The organism is Streptomyces sp. NPDC033136 (genome assembly GCF_055578235.1).
In genome coordinates, this window is sequence record NZ_JBVIPD010000015.1 from 1 (window position 1) to 24,216 (window position 24,216).

Annotated in this window: 18 protein-coding genes and 1 pseudogene; 10 read left to right on the top strand and 9 right to left on the bottom strand. The window is 71.1% G+C overall.

What is annotated here, in order from left to right; all coding sequences use genetic code 11:
* Window positions 1–640: 640 nt before the first annotated feature.
* The 3 genes and pseudogenes from ACZ5TL_RS25320 to ACZ5TL_RS25330 form a co-directional block, all read right to left on the bottom strand.
* Entirely contained in the window at window positions 641–1,645 is a 1,005-nt protein-coding gene (locus ACZ5TL_RS25320; RefSeq protein ID WP_468592573.1) for an NADP-dependent oxidoreductase, read from the bottom strand.
* A 176-nt stretch (window positions 1,646–1,821) separates the two neighbouring features.
* Window positions 1,822–2,876 (bottom strand): annotated as a pseudogene (locus ACZ5TL_RS25325) (aldo/keto reductase).
* Window positions 2,877–2,936: 60 nt separating this feature from the next.
* Window positions 2,937–3,629, bottom strand: a complete 693-nt coding sequence (locus tag ACZ5TL_RS25330) for an SDR family oxidoreductase (RefSeq protein ID WP_468592574.1) — start codon at window positions 3,627–3,629, stop codon at window positions 2,937–2,939.
* Window positions 3,630–3,744: 115 nt separating this feature from the next.
* On the opposite strand from ACZ5TL_RS25330, the gene ACZ5TL_RS25335 reads away from it, so the two are divergent.
* Window positions 3,745–4,320, top strand: a complete 576-nt coding sequence (locus tag ACZ5TL_RS25335) for a TetR/AcrR family transcriptional regulator (RefSeq protein WP_468592575.1) — start codon at window positions 3,745–3,747, stop codon at window positions 4,318–4,320.
* A 382-nt stretch (window positions 4,321–4,702) separates the two neighbouring features.
* On the opposite strand, the gene ACZ5TL_RS25340 is transcribed toward ACZ5TL_RS25335, so the two are convergent.
* Window positions 4,703–5,902, bottom strand: a complete 1,200-nt coding sequence (locus ACZ5TL_RS25340) for an acyltransferase family protein (RefSeq protein ID WP_468592576.1) — start codon at window positions 5,900–5,902, stop codon at window positions 4,703–4,705.
* 357 nt (window positions 5,903–6,259) lie between these two features.
* Between ACZ5TL_RS25340 and ACZ5TL_RS25345 the strand changes: the two genes are divergently transcribed.
* The 4 genes from ACZ5TL_RS25345 (at window position 6,260) to ACZ5TL_RS25360 (ending at window position 12,076) form a co-directional block, all read left to right on the top strand.
* Window positions 6,260–9,988: an nSTAND1 domain-containing NTPase gene (locus ACZ5TL_RS25345; RefSeq protein WP_468592578.1), complete on the top strand. Its 3,729-nt coding sequence runs from the start codon at window positions 6,260–6,262 to the stop codon at window positions 9,986–9,988.
* 272 nt (window positions 9,989–10,260) lie between these two features.
* On the top strand, window positions 10,261–10,860 hold the full coding sequence (locus ACZ5TL_RS25350; protein WP_468592579.1) for a helix-turn-helix domain-containing protein: 600 nt from the start codon (window positions 10,261–10,263) through the stop codon (window positions 10,858–10,860).
* 89 nt (window positions 10,861–10,949) lie between these two features.
* Window positions 10,950–11,636, top strand: a complete 687-nt coding sequence (locus tag ACZ5TL_RS25355; protein ID WP_468592580.1) for a hypothetical protein — start codon at window positions 10,950–10,952, stop codon at window positions 11,634–11,636.
* 107 nt (window positions 11,637–11,743) lie between these two features.
* Entirely contained in the window at window positions 11,744–12,076 is a 333-nt protein-coding gene (locus ACZ5TL_RS25360; RefSeq protein ID WP_468592582.1) for a DUF2516 family protein, read from the top strand.
* A 36-nt stretch (window positions 12,077–12,112) separates the two neighbouring features.
* Here ACZ5TL_RS25360 and ACZ5TL_RS25365 read toward each other — a convergent pair whose 3' ends face one another.
* The 3 genes from ACZ5TL_RS25365 to ACZ5TL_RS25375 form a co-directional block, all read right to left on the bottom strand.
* Entirely contained in the window at window positions 12,113–13,459 is a 1,347-nt protein-coding gene (locus ACZ5TL_RS25365; RefSeq protein ID WP_468592583.1) for a PP2C family protein-serine/threonine phosphatase, read from the bottom strand.
* 397 nt (window positions 13,460–13,856) lie between these two features.
* A complete protein-coding gene (locus ACZ5TL_RS25370) occupies window positions 13,857–14,945 on the bottom strand; it encodes a C40 family peptidase (RefSeq protein ID WP_468592585.1) in 1,089 nt (362 codons plus the stop codon).
* A gap of 532 nt (window positions 14,946–15,477) precedes the next feature.
* On the bottom strand, window positions 15,478–16,269 hold the full coding sequence (locus ACZ5TL_RS25375) for a class I SAM-dependent methyltransferase (protein ID WP_468592781.1): 792 nt from the start codon (window positions 16,267–16,269) through the stop codon (window positions 15,478–15,480).
* A gap of 331 nt (window positions 16,270–16,600) precedes the next feature.
* Between ACZ5TL_RS25375 and mshA the strand changes: the two genes are divergently transcribed.
* The 3 genes from mshA to ACZ5TL_RS25390 all read left to right on the top strand — a co-directional run bounded on the left by mshA (window position 16,601) and on the right by ACZ5TL_RS25390 (window position 20,003).
* On the top strand, window positions 16,601–17,938 hold the full coding sequence (mshA, locus tag ACZ5TL_RS25380; RefSeq protein ID WP_468592587.1) for a D-inositol-3-phosphate glycosyltransferase: 1,338 nt from the start codon (window positions 16,601–16,603) through the stop codon (window positions 17,936–17,938).
* Complete coding sequence (locus ACZ5TL_RS25385) at window positions 17,931–18,440, top strand: type III secretion system chaperone family protein (protein ID WP_468592589.1); 510 nt, start codon at window positions 17,931–17,933, stop codon at window positions 18,438–18,440. Before mshA ends, ACZ5TL_RS25385 begins: the two co-directional genes overlap by 8 nt.
* Window positions 18,441–19,070: 630 nt before the next feature.
* Window positions 19,071–20,003 (top strand): SCO1860 family LAETG-anchored protein, encoded by a 933-nt coding sequence (locus ACZ5TL_RS25390; RefSeq protein ID WP_468592591.1) that lies wholly within the window; start codon window positions 19,071–19,073, stop codon window positions 20,001–20,003.
* Between the two features lie 343 nt (window positions 20,004–20,346).
* Here the strand turns inward: ACZ5TL_RS25390 and ACZ5TL_RS25395 are convergent, their stop codons facing one another.
* Window positions 20,347–21,165, bottom strand: coding sequence for an AraC family transcriptional regulator (locus ACZ5TL_RS25395; RefSeq protein WP_468592592.1), 819 nt, complete (start codon window positions 21,163–21,165; stop codon window positions 20,347–20,349).
* On the opposite strand from ACZ5TL_RS25395, the gene ACZ5TL_RS25400 reads away from it, so the two are divergent.
* A complete protein-coding gene (locus tag ACZ5TL_RS25400; protein ID WP_468592593.1) occupies window positions 21,164–21,730 on the top strand; it encodes a DUF2000 family protein in 567 nt (188 codons plus the stop codon). The two genes, ACZ5TL_RS25395 and ACZ5TL_RS25400, sit on opposite strands and share 2 nt — an antisense overlap.
* 163 nt (window positions 21,731–21,893) lie before the next feature.
* A complete protein-coding gene (locus ACZ5TL_RS25405) occupies window positions 21,894–22,628 on the top strand; it encodes a YqeB family protein (protein WP_468592594.1) in 735 nt (244 codons plus the stop codon).
* Between the two features lie 171 nt (window positions 22,629–22,799).
* Here ACZ5TL_RS25405 and ACZ5TL_RS25410 read toward each other — a convergent pair whose 3' ends face one another.
* On the bottom strand, window positions 22,800–24,092 hold the full coding sequence (locus ACZ5TL_RS25410) for an MDR family MFS transporter (RefSeq protein ID WP_468592595.1): 1,293 nt from the start codon (window positions 24,090–24,092) through the stop codon (window positions 22,800–22,802).
* Between the last annotated feature and the right edge of the window lie 124 nt (window positions 24,093–24,216).

The window sequence follows — 24,216 nt, forward strand, 5'->3', positions numbered from 1 at the left end:
GACGAACTGATCGCCCGAACGCTCCCACGACGACGCCGGAACCATGCCTGAACAGCGGAAACTCAGTGATCACATCCGGTAAGACAACGGCTTCTTAGTCCGGTGCGATGCCCTGGCCTGGGGCGACTGGGTTGGATGTCAAACGATCAGTCCTGGTCTGCCGCCTCCGCGAGGTGGTACCAGTCCTGGGTGATCGCCCAGGACTGGTAGTTCCGGAAGATCCGGGCGAGACCGTCCGGCTGCTCTCGCTTGTCCGCAGCCTTTGTGAAGCTGCGCCTGGGCTTCTTGGAGGCGCCGGTTCTTGTTGCACCAGGTCAAGCAAGGCCCCTTCCAGAATGCCTTGTTCACGTCCTGCCAGGGCGGCGAGCCGGTCGGGGCGTGGGCGCAGGACCCCGGCCAGGTGAATCAGGAGGATCAGCGGTACGCCGTCGTCCGGACCGTGCTGCCGGTAGGCGAAGTCCACGCCGTGCACGGACACGGCGCGGGTCGGCGCGTTCTTGTACGACGACGGGGTGGGCGTGGGGGAGTTGGACGGTGCGTTCGTGATCGAGTCCTGGTGTGGGAGAGAGGAGCGTGGGGCGGGATCTTCTCGTTGTGGCGGGCGGCGTTCTCGGCGTCCGGCAGGGCCGGTGCCCTGTGCTCACGTCATGGAGACGACGACCTTGCCGGCTTTCGGGCGGCCCTTCTCGGCGTACTCCATGGCCTGGAGGGTCTCGTCGAAGGGGAAGACCCGGTCGACGATGGGGCGGATCTTCCCGGCGTCGATGAGGGGGGTGAGTTCGCGGAGTTGGGCGCCGCTGGCCTTCATGAACAGGAAGGCGTAGGTGACGCCGAGGCGCTTGGCCTGGCGCCGGGTCTTGGCGCTGAGGGCGGTGATGGCCAGGCGCAGGACCGGGTTCGCGCCGAGCTCGCGGGCGGTGGCCGGGTCGGGCGGGCCCACGACGGAGATGGCCTGGCCGCCGGGCCTGAGGACGCGCAGGGACTTGGCGAGGTCCTCGCCGCCGAGGGAGTCCAGGACGATGTCGTAGCCGTGGAGGATTTCGGTGAAGTCCTGTGTGCGGTAGTCGATGACTTCGTCTGCGCCGAGTTCCTTGACCAGGTCGACCTTGGCGGTGCTCGCGGTGGTGGCCACGTACGCGCCCAGTTCCTTGGCCAGCTGGACGGCGATGGAGCCGAGGCCGCCGGCGCCCGCGTGGATGAAGACCTTCTGGCCCGGCTGTACGTGGGCCCGCTCGACCAGGGCCTGCCAGGCGGTCAGCGCGACCAGGGGGAGGGAGGCGGCCTCGGTCATGGTGAGCGTGGCGGGCTTGGGGGCGAGGTCGTCCTGGTGGACGGCGAGGAGTTCGGCGAAGGTGCCGATGCGGTCCTTGTCAGGCCGCGCGTAGACCTCGTCGCCCACGGCGAAGCGGTCGACGGACGATCCGACCCGGACGACGGTCCCGGCGAGGTCGTTGCCCAGGACGAGCGGGAGACGGTAGGGAAGGATCGCCTTGAGGTCACCGTTGCGGATCTTCATGTCCAGCGGGTTGACGCCCGCCGCGTGGATCTTGACCAGGACGTCGTCGGCGCCCACCTGAGGGTCAGGTATATCGGCGGCGCGCATCCCGGCCGCATCACCGTACTTCTCGACCATGAAGGCCTTCATCGTCATCTCCGTTCGTGTGGTCTCCCGTCCAAGCGGGAGGGGTGTTCTGTCCGTGAGGGGCTTGTCTCGGGACGAGACAGCTTGTGGTGTTCTTCTAGTCCGCGCGCTCCGCTTCGGCAGGCACGGCAGTGGCCAGTGCCTGCGCGGAGAGCTCTGCGTCGGCCGTGTTTCCGGGCTCAGGCCACCGGCACGACCGGGGTGATGACGCTGCTCGCGTCGCCGCCCTGGAGGTGCCCCAGCGAGCCCCCGATGCCCTCGTGCGGTACACCGAGCGGCACGGCGCTGACCTTGTCGAGGCGCGCGTACTGTTCGTCGGTCAGCTGGACGTCGAGGGCTGCGAAGTAGCTGTCGAGCTGGGAGAGGTTGCGCGGGCCGATGATCGGGACCAGCGTGGCCGTGGAGCGGGCGGCGCGCTCGCGGACCCAGGCCGCCGCCACCTGGGCGGACGTCGCACCGGTCTCCTGGGCGATGGCCAGGACGGTGTCGACGACGGCGGCCTTCTGGTCGGTGCTCTCGGTGTGGATGACCATGCCCAGATCGCTGAGGCGCCCTTCTGCGGACGTGCGGTACTTGCCGGTGAGCAGTCCGCCGCCGAGCGGGGACCACAGCGCGGCGCCGAGTCCGAGACTCTCGGCCATCGGCAGCAGCTCCCGGTCGGTGGTGCGCTCGACGAGGCTGTACTCGTGCTGTCTGCCGACGATGGGGGACTGGTTGCGCAGGTCGGCGAGGGTTACCGCGCGCGAGACGCGCCAGGCGGGAAGTTGGACAGGGCGGCGTGGTGGATCTTGCCCGCGCTGACCAGGTCGTCGAGACCGCGCAGGAGCTCCTCCATCGGAGTGAGCTGGTCGGGGAAGTGCACCCACAGCAGGTTGATGTAGTCGGTGCCCAGGCGCTTCAGGCTGGCCTCGACGGAGTCGACCAGGTTCTTGCGGCTGTTGCCGGTCTTGGAGATGTCCGGCTGCGGGGCGGCGCCGAGGGCGAACTTGGTGGCCAGGACGAAGTGCTCGCGGTCGGCGGAGACGAGCTTGCCGGTCAGTTCCTCCGACTCGCCGAACTGGTAGCCGTCGGCGCTGTCGAGGAAGGTGCTGCCGGCCTCGGCGAACCGGTCGAAGATGCGGCGGGCCTCGTCGGGCTCGGCGCCTGCGCCCCAGCCGGTGCCGAAGTTCGCGGTGCCGAGCGCGTACTCGGACACGCGCAGTCCGGTCCTGTGTCCGAAGGTCGTATAACGCACGAGAAGTCCTTACGCAAGGGGGCCTGGAAGGCCGTCGTGCCGTGGTGGAGGGGGTGAGCGTCAGCCCGCGTTCGGCTGGGGCGCCGCGGACAGGCTCTGCTTGACGTACCGGCTGGCCTCGTCGGCGAGGATCTCGGGCAGGCCGGTCTCGATGCCGCGCAGGGCCTGGGCCGCGACGTCGGCGGCTGCGACCTTCTGATCGGCGGGCACGCCGGCGGCCATGTCGGTGTCCATGTAGCCGACGTGCAGCGCCGAGACGGTGATCCCGCGGGGCGCCAGTTCCTCGCGACTCGCGTCGCTCAGCGCCCAGGCGGCGGCCTTGGAGGCCGCGTAGGAACCGAGTCCTGCCGGGTGGAACCAGGACAGGGCGGACAGGACGTTGAGTACGGCGCCGCCGCCGTTGCCCTCGATGACGGGGGCGAAGGCCCGTGTGGCGACGAGCGGGCCGAAGAAGTTGGTCTCCATCTCCCGGCGCACCGCATCCAGGTTGCCGCCGACCAGCGTCGCGCCGGTGGAGATGCCCGCGTTGTTGATCAGTAGCGTCGCGTCCGACGCGATGCGGGCGGCCTCCCGTATCGACTCCTGGTCCGTCACGTCGAGGCGCAGTGGGCGGACGCCCGGCAGGTCGACCGTCTCGGGACGGCGGGCCGCCGCGTAGACCTTGGCGCCATGCTCCACGAGCTGGGCGGCCAGGTGCCGCCCGAGGCCCCGGTTGGCGCCGGTGACCACCGCGACCGCGTTCTTGAGTTCCATGCTCGCTCCAGATCATTTCGGGCGCCGTCGGGACACCCGCGCCAATTAGATTTCGATAACAATCTAAACGCCAGACTACGATAGATACCAGTCGACATCCAAATGGGAGGTGGTCATGGGTCGCGTATCGCAGGCGCAGGCGCAGGAAAATCGCAGGCGGGTGGTGGACACCGCGTCGCGGCTGTTCCGGGAGCAGGGCACCCACGTCAGCGTCGCCGATCTCATGAAGGCGGCCGGCCTCACCCACGGTGCCTTCTACAAGCAGTTCGCCTCCAAGGAAGCGCTCGTCGATGAGGTCACCGCCCACGCCTTCGATGAGACCGCACGGCGCAATGCGGCCGGGCTCGAGCGGCACGACGGGCGGCGGGATGCCGCTCAGCGGGCCCTGATCGACGCCTACCTCTCCGTCGAACACCGTGACAACGCGGCGGACGGCTGCCCGGTCGCGGCTCTCGCCATCGACGTCGCGCGCGGAGCCGAAGACTGCGAGGCGCGCCGTACCTACGCGGAGGGCGTGGCCGACTCCGCCGCCTTCCTCGCCCCCGACGAGGCCGTCGGGGGCGGCGAGAGCGGCCTCGCCCGGCTGTGCACCCTGGTCGGTGCTCTGGTCCTGTCCCGGGCCACGCAAGGCTCCCCGCTCTCCGAGGAGATCCTCGCCGCCGCGCACGCGGCCCTGACGGAAGCCGGCTGACCGGGGGCCCGGCATCGGGTGCCGCGCGGCGTGTGTGCACCGGTCGCACCCGCGAGGTGGCGCGGGGCCCGAGGCTTCCGTGCTCGCGGCCTGATCGATCTGGCGTAGTTCCGTGCTCCCTACGATAGTTGTCGTGCAAATGCGACACCTATCGTGCTCAGGCTTGTCCTGTCCCAGTTAAGTGTGGGTAGTGCAAGGTCCTGACCTGGGGTGCTTCGTCTTGTCTGGGTGAACCGCCCCGGTTCGAATGGAGAAGGTTCTGTAGGGAGAGGAGGTTGCCGCCCCATGGTCAGGTTCTGGCTCCCCAGAGGACGGTCCGCGCCGGGTCGGGTACCCACACGTCAGCAGTGTCGCTGCAAGGGCGGTGCGGCACGGCCGCTCGTCACGGTGGCTGCACGCGATGGGCCAACCTGCGGCCCCAGGTCTGGCTCGGTGCTTCGATGAAACGATGGGTCAGCACGCACAAGGGCAGCAGCACAATGAAGAACGCTACTTCGAGCGGGAGATTGTCCTGCCGCCGGCGGCCGATCGTGCTGTCGATCACCGCCAGCAGCACCGGATGCACCAGATAGACCGAGTAGCTGATCGTTCCCAGTCCGGTCAGCAGACGCGGTATGCGTCGGCGACGCGAGGCCAGCCCGGCGCCGAAGGTGAGCACAGCCAGTAGGAATGCGACGGTCCAGCCGCGCCGTGTGAAGTGGTCACCGTCGCCGTACCGGTACGCACTCCCCATGGCACAGGCGACCACCACGACGGCAGTGCCCGCCGCGTACCTCCAGGTGCTCTGACCGTTCTCGGCACGGTAGACGGCGGTGCCGAGGAACATCACCGCGAGGATCACCAGACCCTCCCACAGCGGTACCGTGCCGTTGAATGCGGCCAGGACGAGCGCCAGCACCCCACCCAACGCGCCCCCGAGCACCCGGAGTACGGGTGACCTGGCGCTCGCACAGCAGATGGCGACCACCATGGCGATCGAGGCGAACGCGATCAGGGGGCCGGTGCCGACCATGCCGGACAGGGCAGAGGCCGGCAGCACGGCCCCTGCCGTCACGCTCACAGCGGCGAGCACGGCCAAGATGACGGCGACCGTCGCGGACTGCTGGTGAAGGCGGACTGTGAAGAGGGCGACGACCAGCAAGTAGAAGGCCATCTCGTACGAGAGCGTCCACAGGACCAGCAGGAGATTGGGTGTCCCCAGCAACTCCTGGAGCATGGTCACGTGGGCGACAGCCACCGTGGCAGCGCTCTGCTGGGCGAAGTCACGCATCTCCGCAATGCCCAAGAGGTTGACGGCAAGGAGCACAGTGACGACAGCCGCCCACAGCGGGTACACACGGAAGATCCGCCCGATCCAGAACGTCCGGACGCAGCCTCGGCGCTCCAGCGACGCGGGGATGATGTAGCCGCTCACCAGGAAGAACACCATGATGCCGTAGCGGCTGGTGTTGAACTGCGGCATCAACTCCCGCCGGAAGTCCGCCATGAAGGTGTACGACGAATGGTCGAACACCACGACGAGCGCGGCGAGGCCGCGCAACGCATCCAGCCAGCCCAACCGCGACGGACCGGCCTTCGACATGATTCTAAGTAATCGTAAAGTGACAGAGGGTGAGTCGTCTGGTGAAGTGGGGGCGACGGGTGGGGCTTCCATGCGTGGACAAAATCCTCTTTGGTGAGGTGTTGGTTGGGCTCGTCGTGGGGGGCGTGCCGACGTGGTCCGCAATGGGCGGGTGAGAACGCCGAGGGGCGATGTAGATCTCCCGCGCTTGCAGGCCGCCCTGACGCTCGCATCACCGAGTTCAGCGGCTGGAGCATTGTTCGGCAGTACCGTTCTGGCGGCCGAACAATGACGGGATGCGCGGGCCGTTCGGGTGTCATAGGGGTGCGTGGGGCGGCTGCTCGCTCTGATGCAGGGACAGCTGGAGGGGGAGAGGGCGTGGCGGGTCGTCGTGAGGTGCCGGTGGATCCGGCGGCGGGTCCGGTGCAGCGGTTCGCGTTCGAGTTACGCAAGCTGCGGGCGGAGGCGGGCGGGGTCACCTACCGGGCGCTGGCCCAGCGGGCGGGCTACTCGGTGACCACGCTGTCGCAGGCGGCAGGGGGTGAGCAGCTGCCGACGCTGCCGGTGGCCCTGGCCTATGTGCGCGGCTGCGGCGGCAATGCGGCGCAGTGGGAGGCCCGGTGGAAGGAGGCGGTGGAGGAGTCCGCCGGTGACGGCTCTCGGGGCGACGACGGAACACTCCCGCCGTACCGGGGCCTGGCGCGGTTCGAGCCCGGTGACAGCGCCTTGTTCTTCGGTCGGGAACAGCTCACCGCCGACCTGGTAGACCTGCTGAGCCGTCGGCGGTTCGCGGCGGTCTTCGGCCCTTCCGGCAGCGGCAAGTCCTCCCTGCTGCGGGCCGGCCTGGTACCCGTCCTCCGGCAGGCTCAGGAGCCGGACCTGCGTCCGGCCGCGATCCGCATCCTGACCCCGGGCGAGCGCCCCGCCCGCACCCACGCTCCTCTCCTCACACCCGCAGTTCCCGGCGACGGCAGTGCCGGGGCGGACACGTTCGTGATCGTCGACCAGTTCGAGGAGGTTTTCACCCTCTGCCGCGATGCCACCGAGCGTGCCCGCTTCATCGACCTGCTGCTGGCCGCCCGGCAGCCCGAAAGCCGCTTACGGGTGCTGTTGGCCGTGCGCGGCGACTTCTACGGCCGCTGTGCCGAGCACCGCGACCTGGCCGACGCACTGCGCGATGCCAACCTGCTGGCCGGTGCGATGAGCCCGGCGGAACTGCGCGACGCTGTCGTCAAGCCGGCCACGGCCGCTGGACTGACCGTGGAACGCGCCCTTACGACCCGGCTGGTCAAGGAGGTCGCCGACGAGCCGGGCGGGTTGCCGTTGCTGTCCCACGCGTTGCTGGAGACCTGGCGCCGCCGCCGTGGCAAGACGCTGACCGTGGCGGGCTACGAGGCGGCGGGATGCCTGGACGGCGCGATCGCCAAGACCGCCGAGCAGACCTACGGCCGGTTCACCGAAGACCGGGCGGCTGCTGCCCGCCGGGTGTTGCTGAGGCTGATCGCCCCCGGTGACGGCACTCCCGACACCCGCCGTTCCGTCGAGCGCTCCGAACTGTCCGGCACCGACCGGGATGACACCGCCCAGGTGTTGGAGGCACTCGCCGAGGCACGGCTGCTCACCCTGGACGGCGACACGGTCGAGTTGGCCCACGAGGCCCTGATCACGGCTTGGCCCCGGCTGCGTGGGTGGATCGAGGAGGACCGCGAACGCCTGCGGGTGCACCGGAACCTGACCGACGCGGCCCACGCCTGGCAGGAACTGGGCCGCGAGGACGGAGCCTTGGTCCGGGGAAGTCGGCTCGCCGCCGCCCAGGAACACTTCGGCGGTGCACCGCGCGAGGACCTGACCGACTTGGAGCACGCCTTCCTCGAAGCCAGCCGTGACCACGAGCAGAAGGGGCGTCGCCGGTACCGGCTGGTGCTGGCCGCGGTCACTACCGCCCTGTGTCTCGCCCTCGTCGCGGCTGGCGTCGCTGTGGGGCAGTGGCAGAGCGCGGTCACCGCCCAGCACCTGGCCCAGTCTCGGCAACTGGCCGCTCAGTCCGGTGCGTTGCTTGACTCCGAACCGGACCTCGCCTCACTGCTCGCTGTCCACGCGTACCGCACCAGCCCGACCCGCGAAGCCACCGCCGCCCTGTATGCCGCTGCGGCGCTACCGCTGCGCAAGCGCCTGACCGGCGGCACCGAACCCGTGGACGTCATCACGCTCAGCCCGGACGGACGGACCCTCGCCGCGCACAGCGGAGACGGCACGGTGCGGATTTGGGACCTGCCCGGAGGCCGGGTCCGACGAGCCTTGTTCACTGGCCACAACACCAGCAGCGAAGCCGCGGCGTTCAGCCCCGACGGACGCACCCTCGCCGTCGCTACTTCCGGGGGCACCGGCGCGGTGGTAGGCCTGTGGGATCCGGTCACCGGCAGGAAACTCAGAACCCTCACCGCCCCCGATGGTTCGGTACGTGGGATGGACTTCAGCCCTGACGGTCGTGCCGTGGCCGTGTCCTCGCCGGCGGCTGTACGGGTATGGGACGTGGCCACCGGGCGCAAGCGGCACAGCTTCACCAGCCGTACCGACGTCCCGGAGGCGGTGGCCTTCGGCCCTGACGGTCGTGCCGTTGCCGCGATAAGCGGCAACGGAGTGGTGCGGGTGTGGGATATGGCCACCGGTCGCACTCGCACTGTCCACGACAGGCAGATCGAGCGTGGGCTGGGTTTCAGCCCCGATGGCCGGACATACGCGGTTGGCCGCACCGACGGTTCGGTGCAGCTGCGGGAAGTGGCGACCGGCCTCGTCCGGCGCACCATCAAGGATGGCCGCATGAAGGTGAACCAGGTGGCCTTCGCCCCGGACGGGCGGACCCTCGCCATCCCGGGTCCTGGGGATACGGTCCGACTGTGGGACACCGCCTCCGGCACGGCGCGGGCCACCGTGACCGCCGGTCACCAGGGACGCGGGCTCATGGCAATGGCCCTCGGCGCGGACGGCCGCACTCTGGTCACCAGCAGCTACTCGGAACCCACCATCCGCGTCCACCGCCTCTCCGCTGATCAGCCGCTGATAACTCTGCGGGGCCTTGCCGGCACGTCCGTTGATGACATGACCTTCAGTGCGGACGGACGCACGGTGGCCACGGTTCACCAAGGCCCGCCCGGCCGTGGGTCGGTACAGGTCTGGGATGTCAGGACCGGCGAACGCAAAGCCACACTGGCGCTCGACACCGACCTGGCCGTCCGGGGAAAACAACTGCGTTTCCCAGTCAGGCGCCTCGGGGTTGCGGGGTTCAGCCCGACCGGGCGTGCGCTGGCCGCAAGGGCCAGGAAGGCCGGGGCGGTGATCGAGGTGCGGGATGTCGCCACGGGCCGCCTTCACCAAAGCCGTGCCCTGGGCGCCACCAGGGCGGTCTTCAGTCCCGACGGGACGCGGCTCGCCGTCGCCGGCGGGAAGGGATGGGTGCGGATCTGGCGCCCTTCTACGGGCGCGCTGCACACCGTCCGCACCGGCCACGGCAGATCGGTCAGAACGTTGGCGTTCACCCCGGACGGACGCACCCTTGCCGTCGTGAACATCGAGGACAGCGGCGGCGACCAGGTCACGCTGCTCGACGCCGCGACCGGCCGCACACAGCGCACCATCAAGCCGAGCAGCCGGAGCCCGCAGAGCCTCGCGTTCAGCCCGGACGGACACACCCTGGCCACCGCAAGCGCCGGCAACGGACTCGTGGAGACGTGGGATGCGCGCACCGGTCGGCTCCAGGACAGCTTCAGTGCCAGCGGTGAGGTGGAGTCGCTGGCTTTCAGCTCCGATGGCCGCACCCTGGCCACAAGCAGCGCCAGAGGCGTCCAGTTGTGGGACCTCGCCACCAGTCAGCCCAGACGCACCCTGCCGCCCCCCTTGCCTGGAGTGGTGGCGTTCAGCCCGGACGGACGCACCCTGGCCATCAGTACTGGCAGCTCCGTCGAACTGTGGAACGTCGACCTGCCCGACCCGGCCCGCGCGATCCGCACCATCTGCGAGGCCATCGACACCACTCTCACTCCTCAGGAACAGTCCCTCTACCTGCACGATCAGTCCGCTAAGACCGGCTGCCCGCCGACTGGGCGATAGGACCTCACCGCATCACCACGCGATTCGAGCACCGGACCCAGGAGCCGACCTTGGTGAAGGCGCGGGCCAGCACCGGCCGGGTCGGGAGCGGAATGACGGTGGCTGCGGCGCCCAAAGCCAGGGTGATGTGCTCAGGTGCTGACTTGTTCCCGACAGATGTCCTGCACTTACGACACCTATCGTGCTCAGTCTCACGCAGACAGCCGCGTGGCGTGGCGCACTTTTGCAAGCGGGTGCTTGCAATAGTTAGCGAGGTGCTGCACTGTGGGGGCATGGCAACGCTCAACGTCGGCAATCTCGGTGACTACCTGCGCGAGCAGCGGCGCAACGCGCAGCTGTCGCTGCGGCAGCTCGCCGATGCCGCCGGGGTGTCCAATCCGTACCTGAGCCAGATCGAGCGCGGGCTGCGCAAGCCGAGCGCGGAGGTGCTGCAGCAGGTCGCCAAGGCCCTGCGGATCTCCGCCGAGACGCTGTACGTCCGGGCCGGCATCCTCGACGCCGAGCGGGACCGGGACGAGGTGGGGACGCGTGCGGTCATCCTCGCCGACCTGACGCTGAACGAGCGGCAGAAGCAGGTGCTGCTGCAGATCTACGAGTCCTTCCGCAAGGAGAACGGGTTCGGCAGCGGCGACGACGGGGCCGGGGCCGCCGACGGCGCCGCCGTTGACGCCATGTCCGGCGGCGACGCGGAGTACGTGGACGCCCCGGACGCGGGCACCGAGATACCCCGGGACCGCACGGCCGGCGGCGTCGCGGGCAGCAAGAACGCCGACGCCACGGCCATCAGGAACAACGGCGGTACGCCCGCCGCCCGCCGCCCCCGCAGGAACAGCGGCGGCAGCGCCACCGACCCGCAGCAGACGGCCGGCTGAGCCGGACCAGGGCACCGGCCGTACCGCTGCGGATCACACGACCCTCAGCCGAACCCTCAAGCGAGAAAGAATCCGGGAGGACCATCACCATGGCCATCACCGACGACCTGCGCAAGACCTTCAGCGACCCGACCCCGCTCTACTTCGCCGCAGGCACCGCCGACCTCGCCCTGCAGCAGGCCAAGAAGGTGCCGGCCCTGGTGGAGCAGCTGCGCTCGGAGGCCCCCGCGCGGATCGACGCCGTACGCAACACCGACACCAAGGCCGTTCAGGAGAAGGCCTCCGCCCGGGCCAAGGAGGCCTCCGCGCGCGTCAAGGAGACGCAGCAGACCCTCCAGGGCAAGGTCACGGAGTTCATCGGCTCCATCGACGTCGACATCAAGAAGCTCGGCAGCACGATCGACGCGGACCTGAAGAAGGTCGGCGAGAGCGCCCAGGACTTCGCGCTGCGCGGTGTCGGCGTGGCCGCCGAGTACGCCGTCAAGGCCCGGGAGACCTACGAGAAGGTCGCCGAGCATGGCGAGCAGGCCGTCCGGACCTGGCGCGGCGAGGCCGCCGACAGCATCGAGGACGTCGCCGAGGGCGTGGAGGAGTTCGCCATCGCCGTCGAGCCGAAGCCGGAGCCGGTCGAGGTCAAGGAGGAGCCGGCGAAGCCCGCCGGTGCCGCCCAGGCCAAGCCCGCCGGTGCCGCCCAGGCGAAGAAGGCGCCCGCCGCCAGGAAGGCCCCGGCGCGCAAGACCACCACCGCCAAGAAGACGACGCCGCCGGCGCAGTGACCGGCGCAGGCGTACGGCGGGCCGGGCACCCTGGGGGTGTCCGGCCCGCTGTGCGGGTACGGTGACCGCGTAGGGACGAGCCGAGTCGGGTGGTGGACGTTGTGCTGATGCAGGGCTTCGCAGGGTTGATGTGGCTTCTGAGCATGGCTCTGATCGTTTTCAGCGGTTTCGCGTTGATCGACGCGGCCGTCCGTCGCGAGGACGCCTACCGCGCGGCCGACAAGAAGACCAAGCCGTTCTGGATGATCGTCCTCGGGATCGCCTTCGTCGTGAACCTGCTCTTCCCGATCCTGTCGTTCCTGCCGATCATCGGCCTCATCGCGACGATCGTGTACATGGTCGACGTGCGGCCGGCGATCCGGGCGCTCCCGGGCGGTGGCCGCAGCCAGCGCGGCTCCAGCAGCGACGGCCCGTACGGCCCCTGGAACGGCGGCCGCTGAAGGCCCTCCGCGGCCGCGACCGCGGAGCCCGGGGAGCTACGGCACCCGGTCCAGCAGCAGTACCGCCACGTCGTCCGTCAGCTCGCCACCGTTGAGGTCGCGCACCTCGTTCACCGCCGCCCGCAGCAACTGCTCGCCCCGCAGGCCCTCGGCGAACTGGCGGCGGACCATCTCCGTCATGCCCTCCTGGCCGAGCCGCTCCCGGCCCTCGCCGATGCGGCCCTCGATCAGACCGTCGGTGTAGAGCATCAGGCTCCACTCGGTACCCAGTTCCACCTGCATCCGCGGCCAGCGGGCGCCGGGCAGCAGCCCGAGGGCCGGGCCGTTGTTGTCGTACGGCAGCAGCCGGGCCGGAGTGCCCGGCCGGGCCAGCAGCGGGGAGGGGTGGCCGGCCAGGCACAGGCCGGCGCGGCGGCCGTCCGGTGCGATGTCGACGGTGCACAGGGTCGCGAAGATCTCGTCGTCGGCCCGCTCGTGCTCCAGCACCTGCTGCAGCGTGCCCAGCAGCTGGTCGCCGCACAGGCCCGCCAGCGTCAGCGCGCGCCACGCGATCCGCAGCTCCACACCGAGCGCGGCCTCGTCCGGGCCGTGCCCGCAGACGTCGCCGATCATGGCGTGCACGGTGCCGTCGGGCGTCCGGACGACGTCGTAGAAGTCGCCGCCGAGCAGGGCGCGCGAGCGGCCCGGGCGGTAGCGGGCGGCGAACCGCAGGGGGGAGCCCTCCAGCAGCGGGGTCGGCAGCAGACCGCGCTCCAGGCGGCGGTTCTCCTGGGCCCGCAGCCGGCCCTCGGCGAGCCGGCGCTCGGCCGACTCGGAGCGCTTGCGTTCCACCGCGTAGCGGATCGCCCGGCTCAGCAGCCGGCCGTCCAGCTCGTCGCGGAAGAGGTAGTCCTGGGCACCCACGCGCACCGCCTCGGCGCCGCGCTCGGCGTCGCCCGACGCGGTCAGTGCCAGGACGGCATGCCGGGGCGCGAGCTCCAGCACGTGCTTGAGCACGGCGAGCTCGTCGTCGGAGTCGCTGCGGCCGGGCGCGGGCAGCGCGAGGTCCAGCAGGATGCAGTGGACGTCGTCAGTCAGCAGCCGGCCGGCCTCCGTCAGGTTGCGGGCCGTGCGGACGCGGATCGGCTTGCCCGCCTGGTCGAGCAGGTCCGGCACGATCGGCGAACCGGCCGGGTCGTCCTCGATCAGCAGCAGCGTCAGGTTGGTGTGGGCGGTGTGGTTGTCCACCTTGTCCGTGGTGTTCCCGGCGGTGTCCGGCGTGCGGGTCGCGGTCGAGGCGTCCGTGACGGACTCCTCGGCGGATCCGCCGCACGGGGACGCGGCCTGCGCCTGACCACTCTCCGCGGCCGGGATCGCTCTCTGCCGCGGTATGGGTACGGGCATCGTGTTGGTTCCTTCCCTCCCCCCGAGGGCATGGTGAGGGCGAGGGACCTCGACCCACCGACGGGGACCATAGCGGGTGTCGGCGCCGCATAGGAATGGTGTGAGCCACGCCGTTGGGCCACCGGCCAGTGTCATATGCCGCGATATGTGCCGCAGTTGGACAGCCCCAGGATGCTGCGGGGATGACGAACGTCACGCCGGCGCGGTTTTTGGTGGGGGGTTCGGGGTGGAGTGGGTCACGTGGGCCCCGTCACCGTGGGCGTCCCCTGTCCGATATCCGGTGTGTGTGTCGGTGATTCGGCTCGCATCATCGGGTGTGTGACGGGTGATCCAGCCGGAGTCCATCCGGTCCGCGTCGGGTGATTCGGCCTACTTCATCCGGTGTGCGCCCGGTGGCTCAGCCGGCGTCCGCATCCGGCCGTACGACCCCGAGGATGGGCATGGACCCCGCCCCCGCGAGGGTCACATCCCGCCCGGGCCGGGGCGCGTGCACGATCGTCCCGTCGCCGACGTACATCGCGACATGGCTGGCGTCGCCGAAGTAGATGATGAGGTCGCCGGGCCGCATGTCCTCGACGTCGATGTGCCGCAGCCGCTTCCACTGCTCCTGCGAGGTGCGCGGGATGCCCTGGCCGGCGGATGCCCAGGCCTGTGAGGTCAGCCCGGAGCAGTCGTAGCTCCTGGGGCCCTCGGCGCCCCACTGGTACGGCTTGCCGATCTGGGCCGTGGCGTAGGCGACCGCCTTCTTGCCCTGCTCGGAGGCCTTTCCGCTGATCTCGTCCAGGATGCCGGAGTCGAGCCAGGCGGTCTGCGCCCTGTGCGCGGCCTCCTTCTCCAGCTCGGCGAGGCGCTCCTGCTCCTCCTTCGCCAGCTCGGACTCGACCTTCTCCGCCTGCGCGATCTGCTTCTCGATCTTCTTCTGGGCGGCGGCCTTGGCCTTACGGCCCGCCTCCAGCTTCTTCCACTGGGCGGAGGCGTCCTTGGCGTACTGCTCCAAGTCCTCCTGTGCGCGGGTCAGTTCGCCGAGCAGGCCCTTGGTCGCGTGCTGGCCCTGGCGGACCCGGCCCGCGCCGTCGAGGAAGTCCTGCGGATCGTCGCTGAGCATGAGGTGGGCCTCGGGCGGCAGTCCGCCGCCGCGGTACTGGGCGGCGGCCGCGGCGCCCGCCCGGTCCTTGAGCTGCTTCAGCCTCTCCTTGCCCTTGACGATCTTCTTGGCCAGCTTGACGAGCTCGGCGGACTGCTGGTCCGCCTTCTCCTCGGCGGCGTTGTACTCGTCGGTGGCGCGGGCCGCGGCGCGGTAGAGCTTGTCGAGCTTCTCGCGTACGGCTTCGAGGTCCTTGGCGGGTGCGAGCGTGGGGCCCGCGCTGGGGGCAGGGGTGGGGGAGGGGTTGGGGTTCGCGAACGCCGTGCCCGGTGCCGCCAGCACGGTGACCGCGCAGACCACGGCCACGGCCGTCGCGATCAGGCCACGCTTGCCCCTGCCCATACCTCAGCCCCCAAACTGATTAACCGTCAGTAACGTCCGGTTCGCCTGGGGATGCTGCCATGTCCGGCCGCGAAACGACAGAGGCAATACTTTCCGCCACTCCCTCGTCGGTATGCCTCCGGCGGCGCGATCTCCCCGCCCGTGTGACGAACGACTCAAAGAGATCGTTCCCGGCAGGCCTGTCCGGGCCGGAGGAGCCAGGTGTCCGGGGCCCTGCCCGGGCGGCAGGGGGGCGGGTACCGGGGTCCCGTCCGGGCAGCGGGGAGGCAGGTACCGGGCGGGGGCCCTGTCGGGCCCCCGGGAGTCAGAGATGCTGTTGGCGAATTCGGCGGACGGCCGGCAAGTGGTGCGAGAGTCTCAGCGACTTGCCGTGCACGCGGCGTGTCGCTGAGACCGTGCGGACACTAGGCTCCCGCCGCGCAGCATTCGCCAACAGCATCGTCAGATGCGGGGGGCCAGGAGTCAGGTGACGGGTCCCGGGTCCCGGGCCCCGGGTGCCGGGAGTCAGGTGCCGGGTCCTGGTTCCCGGGAGTCAGGCCCCGGGCGCCAACGCCTCCCACCGCACCGTCACTTCCCCCTGCCGCCACCGCACCGGCCCGTCCGCCACCGGCCAGTCGGCCGACAGGTCGCGCACCGTCCGGATCCAGCGCTGGCGGGCCCCGTACGAGGCGTAGGGCGCGGCGGCCGCCCAGGCGCGGTCGAAGTCGCGCAGGAAGGCGTGCACCGGCTCGCCCGGGACGTTGCGGTGGATGAGAGCCTTCGGCAGGCGTTCGGCGAGGTCGGAGGGGCGCTCCAGGGAGCCCAGCCGGGTCGCGAAGGTGACCGTGCGCGGTCCCTCGGGGCCCAGGGCGACCCACACGTGCCGGCGCCCGATCTCGTCGCAGGTGCCCTCGACCAGCAGCCCGCCGCGCGAGCCGGTCGCCGGATCGGCCGGGGCGAGCCGCCCGCACAGCCGCTCCCACACGGCCGCGACCTCGCCCTCCTCGTACTGCCGCAGCACGTTCGCCGCGCGGACGAGCAGGGGCCGCTGCGGGATCGGGATCTCGAACCCGCCGTGCCGGAAGACGAGCCCCGCCTCCTCGTAGGGCAGCGCCGCCGCGACCCGGGCCGGCTCGATCTCGACGCCCACGACCCGCACGCGCGGCGCGACCGCGCGCAGGCGGTGCAGCAGTTCGACGGCCGTCCAGGGGGCGGCGCCGTATCCGAGGTCGACCGCCACCGGATCGGTGGCCCGCCGCAGCTCCGCGCCGTGCGCGGCCGCGATCCAGCGGTCCATGCGGCGCAGCCGGTTGGGGTTGGTCGTCCCGCGCGTCACCGTCCCCACGGCAGGGGCCCCCGCGCTCGAGCGACCCCGGGAGCGGGGGAGGGCGGCGGCGCGGGCTGTCATGCCTACGAGGGTATGCGGCCTGCGGCTGCCTCCCGGTCCGGGGAAGCGGGGAAGCCCTCCCGGTCCGGGGAAGCGGGGAAGCCCTCCCGGTCCGGGGAAGCCCTCGCGGGTGACGCGATCCTCGCTCGAACGGTTGAGCGACGTCCGGTAATGGGTCGGCAAAAACCACCCCGGCAGGAATGGGAATCCGTCCCTCCGGCGTTGCATCCGCTTGGAGGGCACAGCGCACCCTCCGTCCGGTATGCCCGCAGCCAAGGAGGAACGCCACGTGAGCCAGTACATCGGCAGGCTCGGGCGGCGCTCCGCGTCCTCGCCCGCGCGCCTGCGGCTGCACCGCAGGCCCCGCCGGGTCGCCATGCTCTCCGTGCACACCTCCCCGCTCCACCAGCCCGGCACCGGCGACGCCGGCGGCATGAACGTCTACATCGTGGAGCTCGCGCAGCGCCTCGCGGCGATCAACGTCGAGGTCGAGATCTTCACGCGCGCGACCGCAGCCGCCCTCCCGCCTACCGTGGAGCTGGCCCCCGGCGTCCTCGTCCGGCATGTCGACGCCGGCCCCTACGAGGGCCTCAACAAGGAGGACCTCCCGGCCCAGCTGTGCGCCTTCACCCACGGCGCGATGCAGGCCTGGGCCGGCCACCGCCCCGGCCACTACGACCTGGTCCACTCCCACTACTGGCTCTCCGGCCACGTCGGCTGGCTCGCCGCCCAGCGCTGGGGCGTGCCCCTGGTGCACGCCATGCACACCATGGCCAAGGTCAAGAACGCCAACCTCGCCGCCGGCGACACCCCCGAGCCGGCCGCCCGCGTCATCGGCGAGACCCAGATCGTCACCGCCGCCGACCGCCTCATCGCCAACACCACCGAAGAGGCCGACGACCTCGTAGGGCACTACGCGGCCGACCCCGACAAGGTCGCCGTGGTCCACCCCGGCGTGAACCTCCGCCGCTTCTCGCCCGCAGACGGCCGCGCCGCCGCCCGGGCCCGCCTGGGCCTGCCGCAGGACGCGCTGATCCCGCTCTTCGCGGGCCGTATCCAGCCCCTGAAGGCCCCGGACGTGCTGCTGCGCGCCGTGTCCGTCCTCCTCGACGAGCGCCCCGAGCTGCGTTCGCGCATCCTCGTGCCCGTCGTCGGAGGCCCCAGCGGCAGCGGCCTCGCCAAACCCGAGGGCCTGCAGAAACTCGCCGCGCGCCTCGGCATCGCGGACGTCGTACGGTTCCGCCCGCCGGTCGGCCAGGAGCAGCTGGCGGACTGGTTCCGCGCCGCGTCCGTCCTGGTCATGCCCTCCTACAGCGAGTCCTTCGGCCTGGTCGCCATAGAGGCCCAGGCGGCGGGCACCCCGGTGCTCGCGGCATCGGTCGGCGGCCTGCCGGTCGCCGTACGCGACGGGCACACCGGCTTCCTCGTGCGCGGCCACGATCCGGCCGACTACGCCCGCGTGCTGGGCGCTTTCGCCGACGACCCGCAGCTGGCGCCCCGGCTGGGCAGCCAGGCCGCCCGCCACGCCCAGTCCTTCGGCTGGGACACCGCGGCCGCCGCCACGGCGGACGTCTACACGGCCGCGATGCAGGCGCACCGCCGTCGCGTACGCTCGCCGCATGGGTGACACCGATCTGGAACAGCGCGCGGCACAGGTCGTCGAGGACGTGCTGAAGGACGCCGAGCTGGAGTGGGAGAGCCCCCAGCCCGGCACCTACGTCACCCAGCTCCCCGGCACCCGGAAGCTGAAGACGACGGTCTCCCTGATCGTCGGCCGCCACTCCCTGTCGCTGAACGCCTTCGTCATCCGCCACCCCGACGAGAACGAGCAGGGCGTCCACCGCTGGCTCCTGGAACGCAACCTCAAGCTCTACGGCGTGAGTTACGCCGTCGACCAGCACGGCGACGTCTACGTCACCGGCCGCCTCTCCCTGTCCGCCGTCACCCCCGACGAGATCGACCGCCTGCTCGGCCAGGTCCTGGAGGCCTCCGACGGCAGCTTCAACACCCTGCTGGAGCTGGGCTTCGCCTCGGCGATCCGCAGGGAGTACGCGTGGCGGGTGTCCCGGGGCGAGTCGACGCGCAACCTGGAGGCGTTCGCGCACCTCACCCAACGCCGCGACCGCTAGGGGTGTTTCGAAAGTCCCGCACAGCACCCACGGCGCCCGGCACGCTCCCCCAAGCTCTTCGAGCAGGGGGTACCCCCAGAGCACGCACCGGACACTGCGGGCACCGCACAGGACTTTCGAAACACCCCTTGGGGCCTGGTGCGAAAGTGCCGCCTGCCGCGTCTCGGGCGACGGCGCCACCTTCGCAACAGGGGCCGGGCGGGGTGGGTGTTGGGTTCGCGCCGTTGGGTTCGCGCCGTGGTGGAGCAACGCGGCAGGCGAGGGCGCGCAGGCTCACGACGTGCCGCCGCCGTGGATGCGTTGACCAGAGGATGTGCGGCGACTCCGCGCCCGGGTCCACGGAGACGGCCCTGCCGCCGGTGCCGATCCCGATCCCGATGACCGGTGAGGGCCCCGTCGCCGTGGTGGCCCGGAACACCATGGTTAGAACTCTTGCCCGCAAACGTCTTCCTTGTAGTGAAGCATCCGTGTTGCACCCGACTGGCAGCTTTCGCCCGAGCAAGATGGAGCCTTGCTGCCAGGCCAGCCGGCCACCGGCTGGTTCCGGGCGGCTCCCACCTCTCCATATGCAAGGACACCGCGTTGACCAGAATCTCGCCTCGGGCTGCATACGCTCGTCGTCTCGCTGCCGTGTCAGCCACGGGCCTTCTCCTGGCCGGCTCAGCACTCGCCGCCGAAGCCACTGCGGTTCCTGCGGCCGACACTTCCCAGGGCAGCGCCACGGCAGTGGCCTTCCGCGCGGCGCTGGACGTCTCCCGGGCCGGGTCGGCCGGAACGATGCCTCTGCGTGCCACGCTCAATGAGGTTCAAGCTCCGGCGACCGCGGAGAAGAAGACCCTCGACGTCACCCTCGACCACGTCAACCGCGACCGCCCGGTCCGTCTGCTCGAGGCCGACGTGGCCAGGGCGAAAGCCGATGTCGCCGACGGCCGTGCCGAAGGGACGTCCCGTCTCGTACGGGCGCGAGTCCACGTGCCCGGGCTGCCTGTGCTGTCCCTGGTGGAGGTCGAGCAGGTCACCGCCACGGCAACGTGTGTCGCCGGACAGAAGCCGGTCGCCGAGTCCCAGGTGCTGGGTCCCGTCACCGCTCTCGGCAAGCGGGTGCCGCTGGAAGCCGGCGGCACCGCTACCGTCGAGGTCCCAGACGTCGGCACTGTCCGGCTCTCCCTGTCCCAGAGGGAGACCACCAGTGCCACGGCCGCTGCCACGGCACTCCACTTGCAGGTGTCCGTGGATCCCATGCGGCTGGGCGTTGCGAAGGTGGAAGGCACCGTGATCCTGGCGCAGGCCACCTGCCGGTCTCCGCAGTCGGCCTCCGAGAGCCCGGCACCGTCCGCCACGCCGTCGGTCACCCCGGCAACGTCCGGCCGGTCGGCGCCCCTCGCACAGTCGGCCGCACCCGCCCAGGAGACCGGTCTGCCGGAGACCGGCGTGGCGGAGACGGGCCTGGCGGAGACCGGTGGCAGCCCCATGACGCCGTACCTCCTGGCAGCCGGAGCGGTGCTGGTCGCCGGCGGAGCAGCCGCCGCACTCGTCGGCAGGCGAGGCCGCAGGAACCACTGATCCAGCGCGCTCGACACCGGCAGGGCGTGGCGGGCGACGGACATCCCGGAGAACCCGGGAAGATCACCGCGCCCCTGGCCGAATGCGTCAAGCGCCCACTGGTCGCGGCCAGACTGTTCCTCGGTCCCGAGGAACCGGAGCGCCAGTCTCAGCGGCTGGCGGCAGGTATCCCGCGAGGAGAGGGGCGACGCCCGGTGCTCACCAGCACATGCGGGCGTCGGCCGGGCCGCGACCCCGATCGCCCCTGGCGCAAGGACCGAGGAGGGGCAGGCTGACCGTGCCGAGCCGGTGTCTGCTGACGAGGAGCTGACGTACTGACAGCAGAGGACACCACAGCCAACGATCACCTACGGGCGGGGGCACCAGGCCGTCTCCTTCGGTAACGCCCCGGTGGCACCCCCACCAGCCTGCGGAAGTGCCGGGTGAGGTGGGACTGGTCGTAGAAACCGGTCGCCGCGGCCACGTCACCCGGCGAGCGCCCTTCGAGGAGCAGCCGCCGGGCACGCCCCACGCGCAGGGACGTCAGGTACTGGTGCGGGGCGATGCCGTAGGCGGCACTGAACGCCCGTACGAGATGGGCGGGATGGGCCCCCAGGAGCCCGGCGGCCGCACGCAGCCCGATGCCCTCGACGACCCGCTCGTCCAGCAGCTCACGCAGCCGCCGCGCGAGGACGGGATCCGCCGGACGGGGGTTCTCGCTCTCGCCCCGCAGGTGGCCGCGCAACCGCTCCCCGACGAACAGCAGCCTGCTCTCGGCCTCCAGTTCCTCACCGGGCCGCAGCAGCGCGCCGTGCACCTGCCCCACGCGCCGCCGCAGCAGTGGATCGCGCAGATCGGGCCGGTCGACGGCGGCCCCGATGAACTCGTCCCCGAGATGCGTCCCGTCGAGATACAGCACCCGCTTGCGGAAGCCGTCCGGGGTGACGGGGGAGCCGTTGTGCGGAACGTGCGGCGGCAGCAGCGACACGGTGTCGTGGGGGGTGCCATGCTCGTGCCGGTCGAGGTCGTACCGCACGGCGCCGGTGTCGACGATCAGCAGCGTCCAGGCGTCGTGGACGTGCATCGGGTACGCGTACTCGGTGAAGCGGGCGTGGAAGACCTCGACGACACCGGCGACTGCGGGCCGCCAGGCGGAGACGATCCGGGCGGGCTGGGAAGCCATGCAAAGAACGTACAAGACCCCGGCGGGGACCGCCGGGCACGCTCGCATCATGAACACGCACACCGAACCGGCTCCCGAAACGGCCCCCGGGCCGGCTCCCGAACCGGCTCCCGAACTGTCTCCCGAAACGGCTCCCGGACCGGCGCCCGAACCGATCCGCTTCGACACGAAGATCGCCGTACTGCTGCGCGCCGACCTGGAGTCCTGGCAGCGCCTCAACGTGACGTCGTTCCTGGTCAGTGGCCTGGGAACGCAGCTCCCCGAGGTGATCGGCGAACCGTACGAGGACGCGGACGGCGTGCCCTACCTGCCGATGTTCCGCCAGCCGGTCCTGGTCTTCGAGGCCACGAAGGAAACCCTGGCCACGGCCCACACCCGAGCCCTCTCCCGCGCCCTGCCGTGCGCGGTCTTCACCTCCGACCTCTTCACCACGGGCAACGACCGCGACAACCGGGCGGCCGTCCACGCGGTCCCCACGGCGGATCTGGACCTCGTGGGCCTCGCGGTCCACGGCCCGAAGAACGCCGTCGACAAGGTGGTGAAGGGGGCGCGGATGCACCCGTGATCCGTGCCGTGATCCCATCCCGCCCGTGCCCGTGGATCCGCGCAGGCCAGTGCGTCCGCGCGTGCCCGTGATCCCGGCCGTGCCCGCGGTGCCGACCAAAGTCGCGGGCCCGTAGACCAAGGGCTGACGACAGCCCGGCCCGCACCGGCGGAGACTTCTTCCCATGGAGGAAGCCAGAAAGGTCCACAGCGGAAAGCGAACCGGGTCACAGGCCGCGTCGGCCATGTCGGCCACGCCGGCCACGGAACTCGCGGAGTCGGCCTGGGCGATCGTGCTCTTCTGCGTGGCCTGCGGCGCCGGCGCCGGCGCGCTGATCCCGCCGCTCGCCCGCCTGCTGCTGTCCCTGCCGTGGGCACCGCTCGAAGGCCCGGCCGAACTCCTGACGTCGATACCGGAACCGGCCCTCAGCCTGGGCACGGTCACGCTGGGCGTACTCGGCGGCCTGCTCCTCGGTCTCGCGGCCGCGCACGACTCGCTGTCGGTCACCGTCACCGACAGCCACGTGACACTGAAGATCAGGGACACCTCGCACGCGTTCCCCCGCGAGGACATCTCCGTACTCTTCCGGGACGGCAAACAACTGGTCCTGCTGGCCCCGAGCAGCCTGGAGCTGGCGCGCGAGCGCAGCGGACTGCCCTGGCAGCGCCTCACGGACACGCTCATCGAGCACGGCTACGCCTGGGCGGAGGAGGACCCGTACCGCGCCGAGTTCCGCCGGTGGGTTCCGGGCATGCCCGGGCTGCCGGAGGGGGCCGACGCGCTGCTGCGGGCCCGGGCCCACGCGGTGAAGGACGACGGTGCGGGGGAGGCGCGGGAGCTGCGGGGGGAGTTGCTGAGACTGGGCGTGGTCGTACGGGACGAGGAGGAGCGGCAGTACTGGCGGGTGGCGGGCGGCTGACTCGCATCGTGGAGACCATGGCTGCCGGGGCCGGGGCCGGGGCCGGGGCCGGGGCCGGGGCGGGAGCGGGGCCGGGGCGGGAGCGGGAGCGTGGATCGGGCGCCGGGTCGGGGGGCGGGTCGGGGCCGGGGCGTCGATTACGCCGCGCGCAAGGACGATACGGAGCCCCGGTCACTCTGCTCCCGCTGCTCCCACCTCCGGCTGCGGACGTACCCCGGCCCCGGGTTCGGCCACCGCCGCCGCCTTCTCCTCCGGCACCCGCCGCATCAGCACCCCGTATCCCACTCCGGCCACGGTCCCCACCACCGCGCACGCCCCCCACAACCACTCCGCCCCGAACCGGTCGATGACGAACCCGGACATCAGCGGAGCGACCAGCCCCGCGACGGCCCAGGACATCGTGTACATGCCCTGGTAGCGCCCGCGCCCGTGCACCGGGGACAGCCGTACGACGAGACCCGTCTGCGTCGGCGCGTTGACGATCTCGGCCAGGGTCCACACGCACACCGTGAGCGCGATGACCCCCACCGACCCCGCGAAGGCCGTGAGACCGAAGCCGTACCCCGCGAGGACGGACGAGACGACCAGCAGCCGCCGCGGATCCCGGTGCTCGATGAAGCGTGTGACCGGGATCTGGAGGACGACGATCAGGACGCCGTTGACGGCGATCGCCATGCCGTACTCGGCCGGTCTGAACCCGGCCTCCCCCATCGCCACCGGCAGCCCCACCGACCCCTGCTGAAAGATCAGCGCGACCAGGAACGACAGCCCGACGACGCTCATGAAGCGCCCGTCGCGCAGAACGGTCCCGAGGCTCACGGAGCCGGCGGAACCGCCGGAGGCGGCGGCCGTGGTCACCGTCTCGGCCGGCTTGGACTCCGGCAGCCGCAGGAAGACGAGGATCGCGCAGACCATCGTCAGTCCCGCCTCGATCAGGAACCCGGCGAGGTAGCTGACCTCGGCGATGAAGCCCGCCGCGGTGGAGGACACGGCGAAGCCGAGGTTGATGGCCCAGTAGTTGAGGGAGAAGGCGCGGATACGGTCCTCGGGCCGGACGATGTCGGCCATCATCGCCTGCACGGCGGGCCGCGACGCGTTGCTCGCCATGCCGACGAGGAAGGCGACACCGGCGATCGTCACCGGATCGCGCACGAACCCCAGCAGCGCTACGGACACGGCGGTCGAGGCCTGTGCGATCAGCAGCGTCGGCCGCCGCCCCAGCCGGTCGGTCATCACCCCGCCGCCCAGTGAGGAGATCACCCCGCCGAGCCCGTGCAGGGCGGCGACCAGACCGGCGTACGTGGCGGAGTAGCCGCGGTCGAGGGTCAGGTACAGGGCCATGAAGGTGGCGACGAACGCCCCGAGCCGGTTGACGAGCGTGCTGGTCCACAGCCACCAGAACTCGCGGGGGAGGCCTGAGACCGTCTCCCGGACGGCACGTCGGGCACGCAGGGCGTACGGCATGGATCCCCCGGGGCGAGCAGGATGTGAGGAGCGCGCTGGTAAGCGGTGCTGATGGCGACCGAACATTACAAGTGCTCGATTGGCGGGGGCCACTCAATTACGGGATTCCGTCAAACGTCCGCCT